This window comes from Streptomyces sp. SGAir0957, assembly GCF_043523415.1.
Genome location: NZ_CP027293.1, coordinates 2,103,221 through 2,119,996 on the forward strand (window position 1 = coordinate 2,103,221; position 16,776 = coordinate 2,119,996).

The 16,776-nt window shown below is 71.5% G+C and carries 14 protein-coding genes; 8 read left to right on the forward strand and 6 right to left on the reverse strand.

What is annotated here, in order from left to right; genetic code table 11:
- Nucleotides 1-36 precede the first annotated feature (36 nt).
- Together C1N81_RS14435 and C1N81_RS14440 are read left to right on the forward strand one after the other, a co-directional pair.
- Entirely contained in the window at nt 37-936 is a 900-nt protein-coding gene (locus tag C1N81_RS14435; RefSeq protein WP_394429214.1) for a 2-hydroxy-3-oxopropionate reductase, read from the forward strand.
- Nucleotides 937-1,195: 259 nt separating this feature from the next.
- Nucleotides 1,196-2,653, forward strand: a complete 1,458-nt coding sequence (locus tag C1N81_RS14440; protein WP_394429215.1) for a catalase — start codon at nt 1,196-1,198, stop codon at nt 2,651-2,653.
- A gap of 651 nt (nt 2,654-3,304) precedes the next feature.
- Here C1N81_RS14440 and gcl read toward each other — a convergent pair.
- The gene (gene gcl, locus C1N81_RS14445; RefSeq protein ID WP_394429216.1) at nt 3,305-5,092 is read right to left on the reverse strand and encodes a glyoxylate carboligase; all 1,788 of its coding nucleotides are present in this window, start codon (nt 5,090-5,092) and stop codon (nt 3,305-3,307) included.
- A 224-nt stretch (nt 5,093-5,316) separates the two neighbouring features.
- Here gcl and C1N81_RS14450 point away from each other — a divergent pair, with 224 nt between their 5' ends.
- A complete protein-coding gene (locus tag C1N81_RS14450; RefSeq protein WP_394429217.1) occupies nt 5,317-6,009 on the forward strand; it encodes a hypothetical protein in 693 nt (230 codons plus the stop codon).
- 26 nt (nt 6,010-6,035) lie between these two features.
- Complete coding sequence (locus tag C1N81_RS14455; RefSeq protein ID WP_394429218.1) at nt 6,036-6,542, forward strand: GNAT family N-acetyltransferase; 507 nt, start codon at nt 6,036-6,038, stop codon at nt 6,540-6,542.
- A gap of 18 nt (nt 6,543-6,560) precedes the next feature.
- Here the strand turns inward: C1N81_RS14455 and C1N81_RS14460 are convergent, their stop codons facing one another.
- Both C1N81_RS14460 and C1N81_RS14465 read right to left on the reverse strand, forming a co-directional pair.
- Nucleotides 6,561-8,174 (reverse strand): AMP-binding protein, encoded by a 1,614-nt coding sequence (locus tag C1N81_RS14460; RefSeq protein WP_394429219.1) that lies wholly within the window; start codon nt 8,172-8,174, stop codon nt 6,561-6,563.
- Nucleotides 8,171-9,856 carry an AMP-binding protein gene (locus C1N81_RS14465; protein ID WP_394429220.1) on the reverse strand — a complete coding sequence of 562 codons (1,686 nt, stop codon included), beginning with the start codon at nt 9,854-9,856 and terminating at the stop codon, nt 8,171-8,173. Before C1N81_RS14465 ends, C1N81_RS14460 begins: the two co-directional genes overlap by 4 nt.
- A gap of 124 nt (nt 9,857-9,980) precedes the next feature.
- Here C1N81_RS14465 and C1N81_RS14470 point away from each other — a divergent pair, with 124 nt between their 5' ends.
- The 4 genes from C1N81_RS14470 (at nt 9,981) to C1N81_RS14485 (ending at nt 13,004) form a co-directional block, all read left to right on the forward strand.
- Nucleotides 9,981-10,817 (forward strand): response regulator transcription factor, encoded by an 837-nt coding sequence (locus C1N81_RS14470; RefSeq protein WP_394429221.1) that lies wholly within the window; start codon nt 9,981-9,983, stop codon nt 10,815-10,817.
- 143 nt (nt 10,818-10,960) lie between these two features.
- Nucleotides 10,961-11,605, forward strand: coding sequence for a LysE family translocator (locus C1N81_RS14475; protein WP_394429222.1), 645 nt, complete (start codon nt 10,961-10,963; stop codon nt 11,603-11,605).
- Nucleotides 11,606-11,734: 129 nt separating this feature from the next.
- Complete coding sequence (locus tag C1N81_RS14480; protein ID WP_394429223.1) at nt 11,735-12,253, forward strand: Pycsar system effector family protein; 519 nt, start codon at nt 11,735-11,737, stop codon at nt 12,251-12,253.
- Between the two features lie 91 nt (nt 12,254-12,344).
- On the forward strand, nt 12,345-13,004 hold the full coding sequence (locus tag C1N81_RS14485) for a Crp/Fnr family transcriptional regulator (RefSeq protein ID WP_394429224.1): 660 nt from the start codon (nt 12,345-12,347) through the stop codon (nt 13,002-13,004).
- A 16-nt stretch (nt 13,005-13,020) separates the two neighbouring features.
- On the opposite strand, the gene C1N81_RS14490 is transcribed toward C1N81_RS14485, so the two are convergent.
- The 3 genes from C1N81_RS14490 to C1N81_RS14500 are packed head-to-tail and all read right to left on the reverse strand — an operon-like array spanning nt 13,021 to nt 16,747.
- Nucleotides 13,021-14,727, reverse strand: coding sequence for a hypothetical protein (locus tag C1N81_RS14490; protein ID WP_394429225.1), 1,707 nt, complete (start codon nt 14,725-14,727; stop codon nt 13,021-13,023).
- Nucleotides 14,724-16,067 (reverse strand): protein phosphatase 2C domain-containing protein, encoded by a 1,344-nt coding sequence (locus C1N81_RS14495; protein ID WP_394429226.1) that lies wholly within the window; start codon nt 16,065-16,067, stop codon nt 14,724-14,726. The genes C1N81_RS14490 and C1N81_RS14495 overlap by 4 nt, the downstream gene beginning before the upstream one ends.
- The gene (locus C1N81_RS14500) at nt 16,067-16,747 is read right to left on the reverse strand and encodes a vWA domain-containing protein (RefSeq protein ID WP_394429227.1); all 681 of its coding nucleotides are present in this window, start codon (nt 16,745-16,747) and stop codon (nt 16,067-16,069) included. The genes C1N81_RS14495 and C1N81_RS14500 overlap by 1 nt, the downstream gene beginning before the upstream one ends.
- Nucleotides 16,748-16,776 lie beyond the last annotated feature (29 nt).

Below are 16,776 nucleotides of genomic sequence, written 5' to 3' on the forward strand. Positions count from 1 at the left end.
CCCCTCGCCTTCATCCCAGCTTTTGGAGTCACCCTCATGAGCAACAACACCCTTCCCAAGGTCGCCTGGATCGGCCTCGGCATCATGGGCTCCCCCATGGCCGAGAACCTGATCAAGGCCGGTTACGACGTCACGGGCTTCACCCTGGAGCAGGAGAAGCTGGACCGCCTCGCCGCGGCCGGCGGCACGGCCGTGAAGTCGATCGCCGAGGCGGTCAAGGACGCCGACGTGATCGTCACCATGGTCCCCGCCTCCCCGCAGGTCGAGGCGATCGCCTACGGCGCCGAGGGCATCCTGGAGAACGCCAGGTCGGGCGCGCTGATCGTCGACATGTCGTCGATCACCCCGCAGACCTCGGTGGACCTGGCCAAGGCCGGCAAGGAGAAGGGCATCCGCGTCCTGGACGCCCCGGTCTCCGGCGGCGAGGCGGGCGCCATCGAGGCCGTGCTCTCGATCATGGTCGGCGGTGAGCAGGCCGACTTCGACGAGGCCAAGCCGCTCCTGGAGGCGCTCGGCAAGACCATCGTGCTGTGCGGTCCGCACGGCTCGGGCCAGACCGTGAAGGCCGCCAACCAGCTCATCGTCGCCGTCAACATCCAGGCGTGCGCCGAGGCCGTGGTCTTCCTGGAGAAGTCCGGCGTGGACCTGAAGGCCGCGCTCGACGTCCTCAACGGCGGCCTGGCCGGCTCGACCGTCCTGACGCGGAAGAAGGACAACTTCCTGAACCGCGACTTCAAGCCCGGCTTCCGCATCGACCTGCACCACAAGGACATGGGCATCGTCACCGACGCCGCCCGCAACGTGGGCGCGGCCCTGCCCGTCGGCGCCGTCGTCGCCCAGCTCGTCGCCTCGCTGCGCGCCCAGGGCGACGGCGGCCTCGACCACTCGGCGCTGCTGCGCTCGGTCGAGCGTCTCTCGGGCGACCAGGTCGCGTAACTCCCGTCCGGGGAACCCGTGACTCCCGTCCGGAGAACGCGCGACTTCCCCGCCGGAACCCAGACTTCCGGGCCGTGGCGGCGCTGACACCTGTCCTGTCGCGCCCAGGCGCCGCCGCGGCCCGGAACCCTCTCTTTTTGCCTCATCCGACTGACCCACGTCTGCCCATAACTTCAACAAACTGTTGACGCAGCAGGTCAGGGGTGCCTACGCTCCCCGGCATCGTCAGCAGCCACTGCACGGAAGGTCGCCTCGAATAATGCCGAAGCGTGTGCTCACGACCGAGTCCGGCGCCCCAGTCGCCGACAACCAGAACTCCGCCACCGCAGGCGTCGGCGGCCCGATCCTCCTCCAGGACCAGCACCTCCTGGAGAAGCTCGCCCGCTTCAACCGTGAGCGCATCCCGGAGCGTGTCGTGCACGCCCGCGGCTCCGGCGCGTACGGCTACTTCGAGGTGACGGACGACGTCACCGGCTACACCAGCGCGGACTTCCTGAACACCGTCGGCAAGCGCACCGAGCTGTTCACGCGCTTCTCGACCGTGGCGGACAACCTCGGTGGCGCGGACGCCGTCCGTGACCCGCGCGGCTTCGCCGTGAAGTTCTACACCGAAGAGGGCAACTACGACCTCGTCGGCAACAACACCCCGGTGTTCTTCATCAAGGACCCGCTGAAGTTCCCCGACTTCATCCACTCCCAGAAGCGCGACCCGTTCACGGGCAAGCAGGAGCCTGAGAACGTCTGGGACTTCTGGTCCCACTCCCCCGAGGCCACCCACCAGGTGACCTGGCTGATGGGCGACCGCGGCATCCCGGCCTCGTACCGGCACATGAACGGCTTCGGCTCGCACACCTACCAGTGGACCAACGAGGCGGGCGAAGCCTTCTTCGTGAAGTACCACTTCAAGACCAACCAGGGCATCCGCTGCCTCTCCACCGAGCAGGCGCAGGAGCTGGCGGGCAAGGACCCCAACTCCCACCAGACGGACCTGCTGCAGGCCATCGAGCGCGGCGTGAACCCGTCCTGGACGCTCTACGTGCAGATCATGCCGGCGGCCGAGGCGGCGGAGTACCGCTTCAACCCGTTCGACCTCACCAAGGTGTGGCCGCACGCGGACTACCCGCTCCAGCGCGTGGGCCGCATGGTCCTCGACCGCAACCCGGACAACGTCTTCGCCGAGGTCGAGCAGGCCGCGTTCTCCCCGAACAACTTCGTTCCGGGTATCGGCCCCTCCCCCGACAAGATGCTCCAGGGCCGCCTGTTCGCCTACGCGGACGCGCACCGCTACCGCCTGGGCGTCAACCACACCCAGCTCGCGGTCAACGCGCCGAAGGCGACCACCGCCGACAACTACGGCCGCGACGGCCTCATGGCCGCCAACGCCTACGCCCGCTCCCGCAAGAACTACGAGCCGAACTCCTTCGACGGCCCCGTCGAGACCGGCCGCCCGCTCGCCGCGCCCCTCGCCGTCAACGGCCACACGGGCACGCACGAGGCCCCGGCCCACACCAAGGACGACGACTTCTTCCAGGCCGGCGAGCTGTTCCGCCTCATGTCCGAGGACGAGAAGCAGCGCCTGGTCGCCAACATCGCCGGCGGCCTCTCCCAGGTCTCCCGCGACGACATCGTGGAGCGGGCCGTCGCCCACTTCCACGCCGCCGACCAGGACTACGGCAAGCGCGTCGAGGAAGCGGTGCGCGCGCTGCGCGAGGACTAGTCCCCGCGCCCAGCCCCCGGACCGCGTACGGGGCCTGACGGGAGGTCAGCCCTGTACGCACAGACCCGCACCTGCCGCACGACCCGGATGAGGGGTGGTCGTGCACGTGGGTGCGGGAGGACGAGGACCGCGGCGGTCCGTACTCGTACGAGCCAGTGCGGTGGTGAAGGTTTCCCGGCGACTCTCTCGACCTGAGGGAGAGCCGTCCGGGGGACTGTCGTAGGAGACGGCGCCGCCGCGGTCCCAGCCAATGCCCTCCGGGGGAACCCAGTCTCCGTCCGGCGGCGCGCATGCATGTCTCGCCAGTCGCGCACCGTCGGACGGCCATCACGTCAAAGCCCCGGGTACGGATCCCCGTACCCGGGGCTTCGCCGTGCCTTGCGCGCCATCCGGCGGTGGGGACGTCTCATCCCGTCGCGAGTGCCAGTGCGCCGTGGCTGGTCGCGCCGTTCCCCGCGCCCCTGGAGGCTGCGCCTCCCCGGGGCGCCGCGTCCTGGATGGCGCACGCAGTGCGCATCTCAGGGGCGCGGGGAACTGCGCGACCAGCCACGACGACACCCGCACCCGAACAACCGGCCGCACAACGAAAAGGGGCGGGCCCGCACCGGTGAGTACCGGTGCGGGCCCGCCCCGCGGACGCCCCGTTCGGGGTCAGACCTTCAGGGGACGGATGGCCGTCGGAGCGTGGCCGGGCTCCGTGGCCAGCTCCTCGAACTCCTTGACCGCGCTGATGTCGGCCGTGGGGCTCATCGAGATGTTCGTGATGCGCTCCAGGATCGCCTCGACGACGACGGGCACCTGGTGGTCCTGGGCAAGCTTCTTGGCCCGCTCCAGGGCCTCGCCCAGCTCGTTCGGGTCGGTGACGCGAATCGCCTTGCAGCCAAGACCTTCGGCGACCTTGACGTGGTCGACGCCGTAGACACCGAGCTCCGGGCTGTTCTGGTTCTCGAATTCCAGGTTGACCTGGAAGTTGATGTCCAGGCCGATCTGGGCCTGGCGAATCAGGCCCAGGTAGGCGTTGTTGACGAGGACGTGGACGTACGGGATGCGGTGCTGCGCACCCACCGCCAGCTCCTCGATCATGAACTGGAAGTCGTAGTCCCCGGAGAGGGCGACGACCTGCGTGCCCGGGTCGGCCTTGGCGGCGCCGAGCGCGGCCGGGATGGTCCAGCCGAGCGGTCCGGCCTGGCCGCAGTTGATCCAGTGCCGCGGCTTGTAGACGTGGAGCATCTGCGCGCCGGCGATCTGCGAGAGGCCGATCGTGGTGACGTAGCGCGTGTCCTTGCCGAACGCCTTGTTCATCTCCTCGTAGACGCGCTGCGGCTTCATGGGGATGTCGTCGAAGTGCGTACGGCGCTGGAGGGTCTCCTTGCGCTTCAGGTGCGAGGCGACCCATGCCGAGCGGTCGGGGAGCTTGCCCGCGGCCTTGAGTTCGCGCGCGACCTCGACGAACAGCTCCAGCGCCGCCTTGGCGTCCGACGTGATCCCGTAGTCCGGGGCGAAGATCTTGCCGATCTGGGTCGGCTCGATGTCGACGTGGACGAACTTGCGGCCCCGCGTGTAGACGTCGAGCTTGTAGCCGGTGTGCCGGTTGGCCCAGCGGTTGCCGAGGCCGAGGACGAAGTCGGACTCCAGGAACGTGGCGTTGCCATAGCGGTGGCCGGTCTGCTGGCCGACCATGCCCGCGTTCAGCTCGTGGTCGTCGGGGATGGTGCCCCAGCCCATCAGCGTGGGCACGACCGGGGTGTTGGTGATCTCGGCGAACTCGACGAGCAGGTCGCTCGCGTCCGCGTTGATGATGCCGCCGCCCGCGACGATCAGCGGACGCTCGGACTCCAGGAGGAAGCCGATCGCCTTCTCGATCTGGGCGCGGGTCGCGGCGGGCTTGTAGACCGGCAGCGGCTCGTACGTCTCCGGGTCGAACTCGATCTCCGTCTGCTGGACGTCGATGGGCAGGTCGATGAGGACGGGGCCGGGCCGGCCCGAGCGCATCAGGTGGAACGCCTGCTGGAAGACGCCGGGCACCTGCGCGGCCTCCAGGACGGTGACGGCCATCTTCGCCACCGGCTTGGCGATGGAGGCGATGTCGACGGCCTGGAAGTCCTCCTTGTGCAGCAGGTGGCTCGGGGCCTGCCCGGTGATGCACAGGATCGGGATGGAGTCGCCGATGGCGGAGTACAGGCCGGTGATCATGTCGGTGCCCGCCGGGCCCGAGGTACCGATGCAGACCCCGATGTTGCCGGGGTTGGCGCGGGTGTAGCCCTCGGCCATGTGCGAGGCGCCCTCGACGTGGCGGGCGAGCGTGTGGTCGATGCCCCCGCTCGCCTTCAGCTCCTTGTAGAAGGGGTTGATGGCGGCACCGGGCACGCCGAACGCGTTGCTTACACCCTCGCGCTTGAGGATCTCAACGGCCGCGCGGGCGGCGGTCATTCGAGCCATGAGTGCTCCCGAGTTTGGCTGTGGCTGAGCTCCCGTCGCGCCCCGCGGCGAGCTCTGGCTTCGATTGTCCGTAGCTGGTTCTCTGCGCTTCCCCCATACATTTCCGTATGGTGGAAACTTGATTCTGCTATATGGAAGCAATGTAGAGGGGGGTTTCGGAGGCCGTCAAGGTGGATGATGAGACTCACGTCGAACCGGAATCGGCGGGACCGAGGGGGTGTGCCATGGCCGGGCCAGTGCGCGTACGGTGTCCGGCCTGTCTGCGCGAGCACCTCTACACCCCCGCGGTGCTGCCCTGCGCGTGCGGCGCCCCCGTCGCCCCGCCCCTGCTGCGCGGCGCCGACGCCGAACCGGTCAGCGAGCGGACCTGGGCCGACGACTGGGTCACCCTGCGCTGCCCGGTGTGCGGCCGGCGCGACCGCTGGCCACGGCCCGAACTGGGCTGTGACTGCGGCACCGTCCTGCGCGTCCCCGTCCAGAGCGACCAGGCGCCCGCGCCCTCCCACATACCGCTGCCGCGGACGGCGCCCGCGCCGCGGCCCGCGTTCGAACCCGTCGCCATCCGCACCGCACGCGACGCGGTGACCGCCGCCGCGCTCTATCTGCGCTGGCTCGGCTACCGGGACGTGCGCCGCGCCGACCAGCGCCCCGCGTCCGGCATCGGGCTCGCGGCGCGCGGCGTCGTCGCCCAGGTCGAGCCGTCGGTGCGGCCCGCGACGGTGCGCGACGTGGAGTGCCTGTGGCTGCAGTCCATGACGGAGTCGGCGACCTCCGTCTTCTTCTCCCTCGCGGGCTACGCGGACGAGGCCCGCGCCCGCGCCGACGAGCTGAACGTGCCGCTCTTCGTCCTCGACCTCGCCGGGATGCCGCAGCCGGTGAACAGCCCGGCGGACGAACTGATCGCGTCCGGCGCCTGAGCCGCGCCCCCGCGGACAATGGCCCCATGACCCTCCGCAACGCCGTCCCGGCCGACCTGCCCCGGCTCCAGGACATCGAGGTCGCCGCGGGCACCGCCTTCCGCCCGCTCGGCATGGCCGCGATCGCCGACGACGAGCCGCCCACCCTCGCGGAACTGGAGCGCTACCGGACCGCCGGGCACGCCTGGGTCGCCGCGGCGGAGGACGGCACGGTGGTCGCCTACCTCGTCGGCGAACCGGTCGACGGCGCCTTCCACATCGAGCAGGTCACCGTGGACCCGGCCGCGGCCCGGCGGGGCGTCGGCCGGGCGCTGATCGAGCACGCCGCCGACCACGCGCGCGGCCTGCGCCTGTCGGGCCTCACGCTGACCACTTTCACCGAGGTGCCGTGGAACGCCCCGTACTACGAGCGCCTCGGGTTCCGCCCCCTCGCGCCCGCCGACCTCACGCCGGGTCTGCGGGCGATCCGCGCGGCGGAGGCGGAGCACGGCCTGGACCGGTGGCCCCGCGTGTGCATGCGCCGCGAGCTGTGAGATCCGTCCGGCGGGCCGCTACTCCCCGTACCCCTCCCGCAGTTCGATCTTCCGGACCTTTCCGCTCACCGTCATCGGGAACGCGTCGAGGACGCGCAGCCGCGTCGGCACCTTGTAGTGGGCGAGCCGGTCGCGGCAGAAGGCGCGCAGTGCGTCGAGGGTGAACTCGCCGGCCTCCGGGTCCCGCAGGATGACGCAGGCCAGGACCTCTTCCCCGTACTTCTCGTGCGGGACGCCGACCACCTGGACGTCGGCGATGCGCGGATGACCGTACAGGAACTCCTCGATCTCGCGCGGGTAGATGTTCTCGCCGCCGCGGATGATCATGTCCTTGATGCGGCCGACGATCTGCGCGTAGCCGTCCTCGCGCAGGACCGCGAGGTCGCCGGTGTGCATCCAGCGGCCTGCGTCGACGGCCTCGGCGGTGCGTTCGGGGTCGTTCCAGTAGCCGAGCATGACGCTGTAGCCGCGGGTGCAGAGTTCGCCGGGTTCGCCGCGCGGCAGGGTGACGCCGGTGACCGGGTCGATCACCTTGACCTCGATGTGCGGCAGGACGCGGCCGACGGTGCCGGTGCGGCGCTCCAGGTCGTCGTCGCGGCGGGTCTGGAGGGAGACCGGGGACGTCTCCGTCATGCCGTAGCAGATGGAGACCTCGGCCATGTGCATCTCGGCGACGACCCGCTTCATCACCTCGGCGGGGCACGGGGAGCCCGCCATGATGCCGGTGCGCAGGGTGGAGAGGTCGTAGGAGGCGAAGTCGGGCAGGTTCAGCTCGGCGATGAACATCGTCGGGACGCCGTACAGGGAGGTGCACCGCTCCTGCTGCACGGCGCGCAGGGTCGCGGCCGGTTCGAAGGACGGGGCGGGGATGACGATGCAGGCGCCGTGCGAGGTGGCGCCGAGATTGCCCATGACCATGCCGAAGCAGTGGTAGAAGGGCACGGGCAGGCAGACCCGGTCCTGTTCCGTGTAGCCGACCGTCTCGCCCACCCAGTAGCCGTTGTTGAGGATGTTGTGGTGGGAGAGCGTGGCGCCCTTGGGGAACCCGGTGGTGCCGGACGTGTACTGGATGTTGATGGGGTCGTCGCAGGACAACTCGGCCTCACGCGCGCGTAGCCGCTCGTCCGGCACAGTAGTTCCTGCCGCGATCAGCGCGTCCCAGCTGTCCTCGCCGATGAAGACCTTCTCGCGCAGCTCCGGGCACTCGTGCGCGACCTGCCGGACGAGGGCGCGGTAGTCGGTGCCCTTGTGGCCCGTGGAGGAGATCAGCACCGAGATGCCGGACTGTTTCAGGACGTAGGCCAGCTCGTGCGCCCGGTAGGCCGGGTTGATGTTGACCATGATCGCGCCGATGCGGGCGGTCGCGTACTGGACGAGGACCCACTCGGGGCAGTTGACCGCCCAGATGCCGACGCGGTCGCCCTTGGCGACACCCCGGCCGAGCAGCCCGCGCGCCAGCTCGGCGACGGCCGCGTCGAACTGGGCGTAGGTCCAGCGCCGTCCGCTCGGCACGTCGACGAGCGCCTCCCGGTCCGGCCAGGCCTCGACGGCGCGGCGCAGGTTGCGGGGGATGGTGTCGCCGAGGAGGGGTGTGGTGCCGGTGCCGTGCGCGTACGACAGGTCATGCGTCACCGGAAGTCCTCCTCGCGGTACTCGCCCGCCGAACCCTGCGCGGTGCGTTCGCGCAGCTCGATGCGGCGGATCTTGCCGGACACGGTCTTGGGCAGCTCGGCGAACTCGATGCGGCGCAGCCGCTTGTACGGGGCGAGGACGGCGCGGGAGTGCTCGAAGAGCAGCTTGGCGGTGTCGGGGCCGGGTTCGTAGCCCTCGGCGAGGACGACGTACGCCTTCGGGACGGAGAGACGGAGATCGTCGGGCGCGGGCACGACGGCGGCCTCGGCGACGGCCTCGTGTTCGAGGAGGGCGCTCTCCAGCTCGAAGGGGCTGATCTTGTAATCGCTGGCCTTGAAGACATCGTCGGACCGGCCGACATAAGTGAGGTAGCCCTCGGCGTCGCGGGAGCCGATGTCGCCGGTGCGGTAGTAGCCGCCCGCCATCGCCTCCGCCGTGCGCTCCGGGTCGCCGTGGTAGCCGACCATCAGGCCGACCGGATGCGCGGCCAGGTCGAGGCTGATCTCGCCCTCCTCGGCGCCGGGTGCGCCGGTGACGGGGTCGAGGAGCTCGACCTTGAAGCCGGGGCTGGGCCGCCCCATGGAGCCCGGCTTCAGCGGCTGTCCCGGGCTGTTGGAGACCTGCACGGCCGTCTCGGTCTGCCCGAAACCGTCGCGGATGGTGATGCCCCAGGCCCGCTTGACCTGCTCGATGACCTCGGGGTTGAGCGGCTCCCCCGCGGCGACGACCTCGCGGGGCGGGGTCACCAGCTGGGTGAGGTCCGCCTGGATGAGCATGCGCCACACGGTGGGCGGCGCGCAGAACGAGGTGACGCCCGCGCGGTCCATCGCGGCCATCAGCCGGCCCGCGTCGAAGCGCGTGTAGTTGTAGAGGAAGACGGTCGCCTCCGCGTTCCACGGCGCGAAGAAGTTCGACCAGGCGTGCTTGGCCCAGCCGGGCGAGGAGATGTTCAGGTGCACGTCGCCGGGGCGCAGACCGATCCAGAACATCGTCGCCAGATGGCCCACCGGGTACGAGACGTGGGTGTGCTCGACGAGCTTGGGGCGGGCCGTCGTGCCCGACGTGAAGTACAGGAGCAGCGGATCGTCGGCGAGGGTGACCCCGTCGGGCTCGAACGTGTCGGGGGCGTCGGCGGCGTCCTCGTACGCGAGCCATCCGTCCACCGGGGCCTCGCCGCCGACGACGATCCGGGTGTACTCGCCCGGGACCTCGGCGAACTTGGCGACATCCTCGGGGCGGACGACGACGTGCCGGGCGCGGCCGCGCTCCACGCGGTCGGTGAGGTCGGCGGGGCCGAGCAGCGGCGTCGCGGGGATGACGACGGCGCGCAGCTTCATCACGGCCAGCATCACCTCCCACAGCTCGACCTGGTTGCCGAGCATCAGCAGGACACGGTCGCCGGGCCGCACCCCCTGGGCACGCAGCCAGTTGGCGACCTGGTCGGAGCGGCGGCGCAGCGTGTCGAACGAGAAGCGGGCGTCGTCGCCGTCCTCCTCGACGATGTGCAGGGCCGTCCTGTCGTTGCCGTCGGCGATGACGTCGAACCAGTCGAGCGCCCAGTTGAACCGGTCCGGGCGCGGCCAGGCGAAGCCCTCGTAGGCCGCCCCGTAGTCGTGGGAGTGCCGCAGCAGGAAGTCACGTGCGGTGCGGAATTGTTCCGTGGAACTCTGCGACGTCGTCATATGCGCTCCTTGCGGCTCCTTGCACTGTCCTGGTCCGGCGCGACCGTGTCTGCCATCGTGTACGGCGTGACGCGGGTCTCACCACCCCCGAACGGGGGTGTCCGGTCCACGGCGAGGAGCGAAGGTGACAGCGGAAGCCGCGGAGGCGGTCGAGGTGCGCGCGGCGCTGGTCCGGCTGCGCCGGGGCACGGGCCTTCCCGTCGCGTTCGGCGGGCTGACCCCGAGCGCGGGCCAGGTCCGGATCGCCGAGCTGAGCGGCACGGCGACGCACGCGCTGCGCGGCCTCGCCGTGTCGGCGGGCAACGGCCTGGGCGGCAAGGCGCTCACCCTCGCCAGGGCCTGCGCGGTCACCGACTACCAGGGTTCGCGCCACATCAGCCACGAATACGACGCCGCCGTCGAGGCCGAGGGCCTCCGCTCGGTCCTCGCGGTCCCCGTCGTCGTACGGCGCCGGGTGCGCGGTGTGCTCTACGGGGCCCTGCGCTCGGCCCAGCCGCTCGGCGACCGGGCGCTGAACGCGGCCGTGATGGCGGCCCGCGACGTGGAACAGGCGCTGGTCGTACGGGACGAGGCGCGGGCCCTCCTCGAGGCGGCGAGCGCGCCGGTCGCCGGGGGCGCTGGGGCCTGGGAGGAGGTCCGCGAGGCGCACGGGGCGCTGCGCGCGCTCGCCCCGAGGATCGTCGACCCGGCATTGCGGGCCGAACTGCTGTCCGTGTGCGGCCGGCTGGCATCGGCCTCGACGCCGCCGCCACGAGAGGTGGCGGTGCCGGTGCTCGCGCCGCGCGAGGTGGACGTCCTCGTGTGCGTGGCCGCGGGCGCGACGAACGCGGCGGCGGCCGACCGGCTCGGGCTCCGCCCCGAAACCGTCAAGGGCTACCTCCGGGCGGCCATGCGGAAGCTGGGCGCACACACGCGGGGTGAGGCGGTGGTGGCGGCGCGGCGGGCGGGGCTGTTGCCGTGACGCCGACGCCCGGATCGCTGCCGGGTCCCGTTGTCAGTGGGTGGGGCTTCAATGGACTGGGTCGGTCTGGGTCGGCCTGGGTCGGTCTTCTGGGTCTTCTGGGTCTACTACTAGGTCTTCTACAGGGCGGGGTGGTGAGGCGGATGGTGTCGACGGACCGGTTTCTGGCGTTCGTGGCGATGTCGTTGCTGGTGATCGTAATTCCGGGGCCGAGCGTGATGTTCGTGATCGGGCGGGCGCTCGCGCACGGCAGGCGGACGGCGATCGCGACGGCGCTCGGCAATCTGGCGGGCTCGTACCTGCTGGTGGTGGCGGTGGCCCTCGGTATCGGCGCCCTGGTGGAGCGTTCGGCGGGACTGTTCCTGGCGGTGAAGCTCGCGGGCGCCGCGTACCTCGTCCACCTCGGCGTACAGGCGTTCCGGCACCGGCACGCCATGAAGGCGGCGGACATCAGCGCGCCGGCCGGTCCGGCCCGCGGTGACCTGCGCACCGTTCTGGACGGGGTCCTGGTCGGCGTCACCAACCCGAAGGGCATCGTGTTCTTCGCGGCGGTGCTGCCGCAGTTCGTGAACCACGACGCGGGCCGGCTGCCCGCGCAGATGCTGCTCCTGGGCCTCGTGCCCATCTGCATCGGCCTGGTCACCGACACCCTGTGGGGCCTGACGGCATCGGCGGCACGCTCCTGGTTCGCCCGCTCGGACCGGCGCCTGTCGCTGATCGGCGGGACGGGTGGCTTCGCGCTGATCGGCCTCGGGGTGACGGTGGCGGCGACGGGCCGCGCGGACTGATTGCTTCCCATCTCCCTCCGCTTGCAGGTGAGTTGGCCTGTGCCGGAGGTTGGGACGCGGAGGGGCGGGTAACGTCCCCCTGCGTCGGCCCGGCGCACACATCCACCGACCATGAGGAGGGTGCGCTCCGTGTCCGACGGTGAGCCGGTGACCCGCGAGGAAGCGACCAAGACCGCCTGGCAAGTGCACTCCGTTCTCACCGAGTGGACCCGCACCGTCGACGCCAAGGCGTCCTTCGCCCTCGCGATGGAGTCCGCCGCGCTCGCCGGCGCGGCCGCGCTGTCCGGCTCCGGCCACCGGCTCGGCGACGTGTCGGGGACCCTGCCGGTCACGGTCCTGTGGACCGGCCTCGCGCTGCTCTCCCTTTCAGCCGTCCTTTCGGTCCTTGTGGTTCTGCCCCGTCACCACCGTGCGGGGCGCGTACGCTCGGTCCATGCCGACGACTACATCTTCTACGGGCACTTGAGGCACTGCCGTCCGGACGAGCTCGCCGACCGCCTCCTCCGGCATCCTCCGCTGCCCGCGCTGAGCCGGCAGCTGGTGGACATGAGCCGCATCGTATGGATCAAGCAGCGCCTCGTCCGGCAGTCCTTGTGCACAGCGGTGGCCGGTTGTGCGCTGATAGCGGTCGCGGGCCTCACCGGCTGACGGTGGGGTGAGGTGAAGGATGGAGATGACAGCGGATTTCCGAGGGAGCGGCCCGCTCGGACAAGGGCCCGACCGGACTCCGTTCTGGGCATTGCTGGACCCATCGGCCCGGCGGGCGCTGCGCGAGGCGGGCCGGGTGAGCGAGTTCGGTCCTCGGGAACACCTGCTGCGGCAGTACGAGTTCAGCGACCATCTCCTCGTCCTGGGCCGCGGCTGTGTGAAGGTCACCACGCTCGCCGCCGCCGGCTACCAGGCGGTACTGGCCCTGCGTGGCCCCGGCGACCTGCTCGGCGAGCAGGCAGGACTGGACGGTGGCCCGAGATCGGCGACGCTCACCGCCCTGACAGCGGTCCAGGCCCTGGTGCTGCCCGCTGAATCGTTCCGGGCGGCGGCCCGCGACCACCCCGTCATCACCGGCGCCGTCCATCAGATGCTCTCCGCGCGTCTGCGGGACGCCGACCGGCAGCGCACCTCCGCCGGCGCCGACCCGCTCGCCGCGCGCCTGGCCGGCCTGCTGCTCGACCTCGCCGCCGACCATGGCCGGCGCACCGCCTCGGGGGACCTGGAGATCGGCCTGCCGCTGTCCCAGGACGACTTCGCCGGACTGGTGCTCGGCTCCCGCAGGACCGTCAGCCGGGTCCTGGAGCAGTGGCGGGCCAAGGGGTGGGTGACGACCGGACGCACCCATGTGACCCTCCACAACGCCGACGCGTTGAAGCGGGCGCGGGAGGGCGGGCCGGCCGACAGATGACGGCGACGGTGGCGGTTCACAGATCGGTCCACGCGCGCGTGGACAGGGCGAACTCCCGCGCGAGGGGGTTCCAGGCGGCGACGAAGGCCTGCTTCGCCGCTGTGGCGTCGGCGCTCGCCGAGGCCGCGTCCTGCCATGCGCTCGTCCCGGTCACGGCGGACGCCGAGCAGTTGCCCGACACGTCGTCGACCACCCGGACATAGGCCCGGTCCGCCTCCTCCGAGCTCCGCCAGGCCCTGCGCAGGGACGTCGCCAGGTCGCCGGACAACTGGTCGAGGGAGAGCTCGTCGACCGCCCGGACCAGCCCGGCTCGCGCGTCGGCCGCGTCCTCGAAGACCCGCCGGTCCTCCTGAAGGCTGCTGCACCTCAGCAACGACTGCACGGCGTCGGAGACCCCGCTTCGCCGGTCGGTATTGCGCTCCAGAAGCGTGTGCAACGCCGCCGCCTGCTTCTCGCGGGTGTCGGCCGGGGCGGACTCGGTCCGGGGCGGGCCCGTCGCGCCACCGTCGGCCGCGCCACCGCTGGTCGCACCGCTGCTGCTCGCGCCACTGCCGATCGCACCACTGCTGCCGGTGTCCCTGTGCACCGCCACCTGCCAGACGACCAGCGCGAGGATCCCCAGCACGATCCAGCCCAGGACGGCCCCCGCCCGGCCCGGCGAGGAGGTGCCCCCGGCCGCGCCACGGGGCGCGGCGGGCGCCGTGCTTCGCGGAACGGCGGAAGTGCGGGGCGTGCGCGAGCCCGCGGGGCGGGGCCCTCCGGGGCGGGTGCCGCCGGCGGTCGTTCCGCCGGTCCGCGGCATCGACCCGCCCGCATGGGGCACGGTCGTCGTCGGCGTCCCGGTCTGCGCCATGCTCGGCCAGGTCAGGGGCGCGCTGTCGAAGGCACGGCGCAGCGGGTCGAGCCAGTCGCTGAGGGCGGGCCGGTCGGCGGGGTTCCGGCTCAGACCGCGCTCGGCCAGGTCGGCCAGGGCTTCGTCCGTCCGCCGCAGCTCCGTGAGGTCCGTCCCGTGCTGCTCGTGCAGGAAGAGCCGCACCGCGAGCAGCGCGAACTTGTAGCGGTCGCCCTCGAAGGTCTCCGGCGCCTCGCCGTCGGGCAGTTGCCAGCCGGGGGTCTGCACGGGCTTGAGCACCCAGTCCCCGCCGATCCCCATGGCGTCGCAGTCGATGAGGAAGCAGCCGGGTCGCGGCCCGGACAGGGAGAACAGCAGGTTCTTCGGGGAGAGGTCACCGGCCACCACCCCGAGGCCGTGCAGCCGCTCCAGGGTGTCCGCGAAGGCGAGCAGCAGACCGAGGACCTGGCGGGGGGAGAGGTTTCCCACCATCTTGTTCACATAGGTCAACGAGTTGAGCAGGAACTCGAACCCCGCCGTCTTCCGTTCGCCCGACGGCATGGTGATGAAGTACTCGTCCGGGATCTGCCGCATCAGAAAACCGCGGACCTGGGGGCCCTCGGTCACCAGCGCCGCCGGCCAGGCCGTGTGCGCGGCCAGCCACTGCCCGACCGAGGGCGGCTTGTCCGGCAGGAAGGCCACCATCCGCTCGAGCGCGTCGACACGCAGTTGGCTCAGCGCCTCCGGCCGGTACTCCTTGTACACCACCGGCCAGGCATGGTTGATCAGCCGCTTCTCGACCGCCCGGACCTTGCCCTGTCCACCACCTCCCAGCTCCGCGCCGAGCACCAGGTCCGAAAGGGCGATCCGCGTCGCCCCCGACCCGGTCACGGGGTCTCCGCGGAGAGCCTGTGGCGCGGCCAGACGGCGAGCAGCGTGCGGTCGTCGTCGAAGGTCTCGCGGGAGAAGTCCAGCATGTGAGCCAGTGCCCGCGGTTCGGGTGGAGAGGACGTCAGCTCCGTGAACAACTCGCCCACCACGCCGGTGCCGTCGCCGAGCGGATCTCCGAAGCCGTCGGTGCCGACCAGCAGGACGCCGTCGGACGGAAGGTCGTACGACAGCGGACGGCAGCCCGTCGAGAGACGCGGCAACGCGGCCACCGCATTGCTGGTGATCTCGCCCGAGCCGGTGTCCTTGCCTCTCAGCAGCGCGTTGAACGCGCCCTGCTGCAGGCACCACGCGGCGGAGTCCCCGGCGTGCACCAGCGTGACGTGCATCGCGCCGTCCCGCGCCAAGGCGACCGTCCCCGCCACCAGCGTCGTCGCCAGGGTCCGGCTCGCCTCCTCCAGATCACCCTGGTCCGGTTCCCGGCCGCGGGCCACGCGCATGAGCAGCTGGTATCTGGCCGCCTGCAACACCCGGGTCCAGTCGGGACCCGGCTTGTCCTCGTCCAGCTGTACCAGCAGGTCGTTGACGGCCGTGCGGCAGACCAGCGCGGCACCCACATGCGACTGCGGGGCCGCCGACACCCCGTCGGCCACCGCGAAGACAACCGTGGCCGACGGCTCGTGCCAGGCGACGACCACGTCGTCCTGGCGCGGGCGCCCGTCGAAACGGTGCTGGTCCCCCCGTACGGAGGCCAGCCGCACGGTCAGCTCGGGGCTCGACCATCCGTCGCAGATGGTGTCCGGCCGGTAGGGGTCGCCGGGCGGCGGCTTGGGCTCCACGTGCGCGGCGGGCGTCCCCAGGACGACCCGCCCGAAGCGGCTGGTGCCGCGCTCGCGGTCCGGCGCGGACCGACTGGTCCCGGGCTCCGGCGGGACCGGCGCGGCGTGCCGCGGCGTCGAGCCGTGCCGCGCCGGGACCCCGGTGGCCCCGTCGGGCAGCGCGTGCCGCGGTGTTGGGGTGTACCGCGGCGGATCGACGCGCCGAGCGGGCGCTTGCCGGACGGGTCCGGTGGAGGCCGGTGGCTCCAGGTCCGGGCCGGCGTATTCCGGTACGACGTAGGGCTCGACCCGGTACTCGGGCACCGTGGGCTCGGGGAGGCGCGAGGAGGGGGGTGCCGTGCCGCCCTCGTCCGGCGCGGGCGTGGGCCGGGTCAGGGCCTGGCGCGGGTCACGGGGCGGCCGGCCGGCGGCATCCGCCGTGTCGGCATCCGGTGACGCGGGCTCGGCCGGCTGCTCGTCTGCCCGGTTCCTGTTCCGCCAGAAGGGCACTGCGCTGTCCCCCATCAGACCTCGTCGATCGCGAGCCGGAAGCCCTCCGGCTTCTCCACCGCCAGCTCGGCCTGCTGCCCGACGGCCAGGGCGTTGGCCGACTCGACCACGCTCTTGGTGAGCGCGGTGAAGAACTTGGCGATCGCTTCACCGAGCTGGGCGCCCGGGATCGAGATGAACGCGAACTTCTCCTGGGTCGCCACGGCCAGGATCGTCCGGGCCTCCGCCCCGCCGATCCCGAACGCGATGACGTTGGGCGCGGCGCCGGTCACCGTGCGGTCGGTGAGCCTGCGGTGCGTCTCGCGCCACTCCTCACCGCAGGTCGGCTGGCCGTCGCTGAGGAAGAAGACCGCGGGCCGCAGCACCTTGTACCCCTGGGACTTGAGCGTCTGCACGTCCTGCGGGATGCGCGTGAGCAGCGCGCCGAACGCCGCGTCGTAGTTCGTGCCACCGCCCGCGGACAGCCGCGGCAATTCGTTCTCGCCCCTCAGGTCGGCCAGCACCAGGTGCTCCACGACGCTGTTGGAGAAGCCAAGCACGGAGAAACGCACCTTGGCGGCGGCCATCGGCTCGCCCAGAAGCGCGACATGCAACGACTTCATGCCTTCGTTGAGGTCACCGACGTAGCTCGTCATGGAGTACGACTCGTCGGCGAGGACGTACACCGGCAGCAACTGTCCGAGCGTCTCGGCCATCACAATCCCCCTCTTCCGCTGTTCAACCG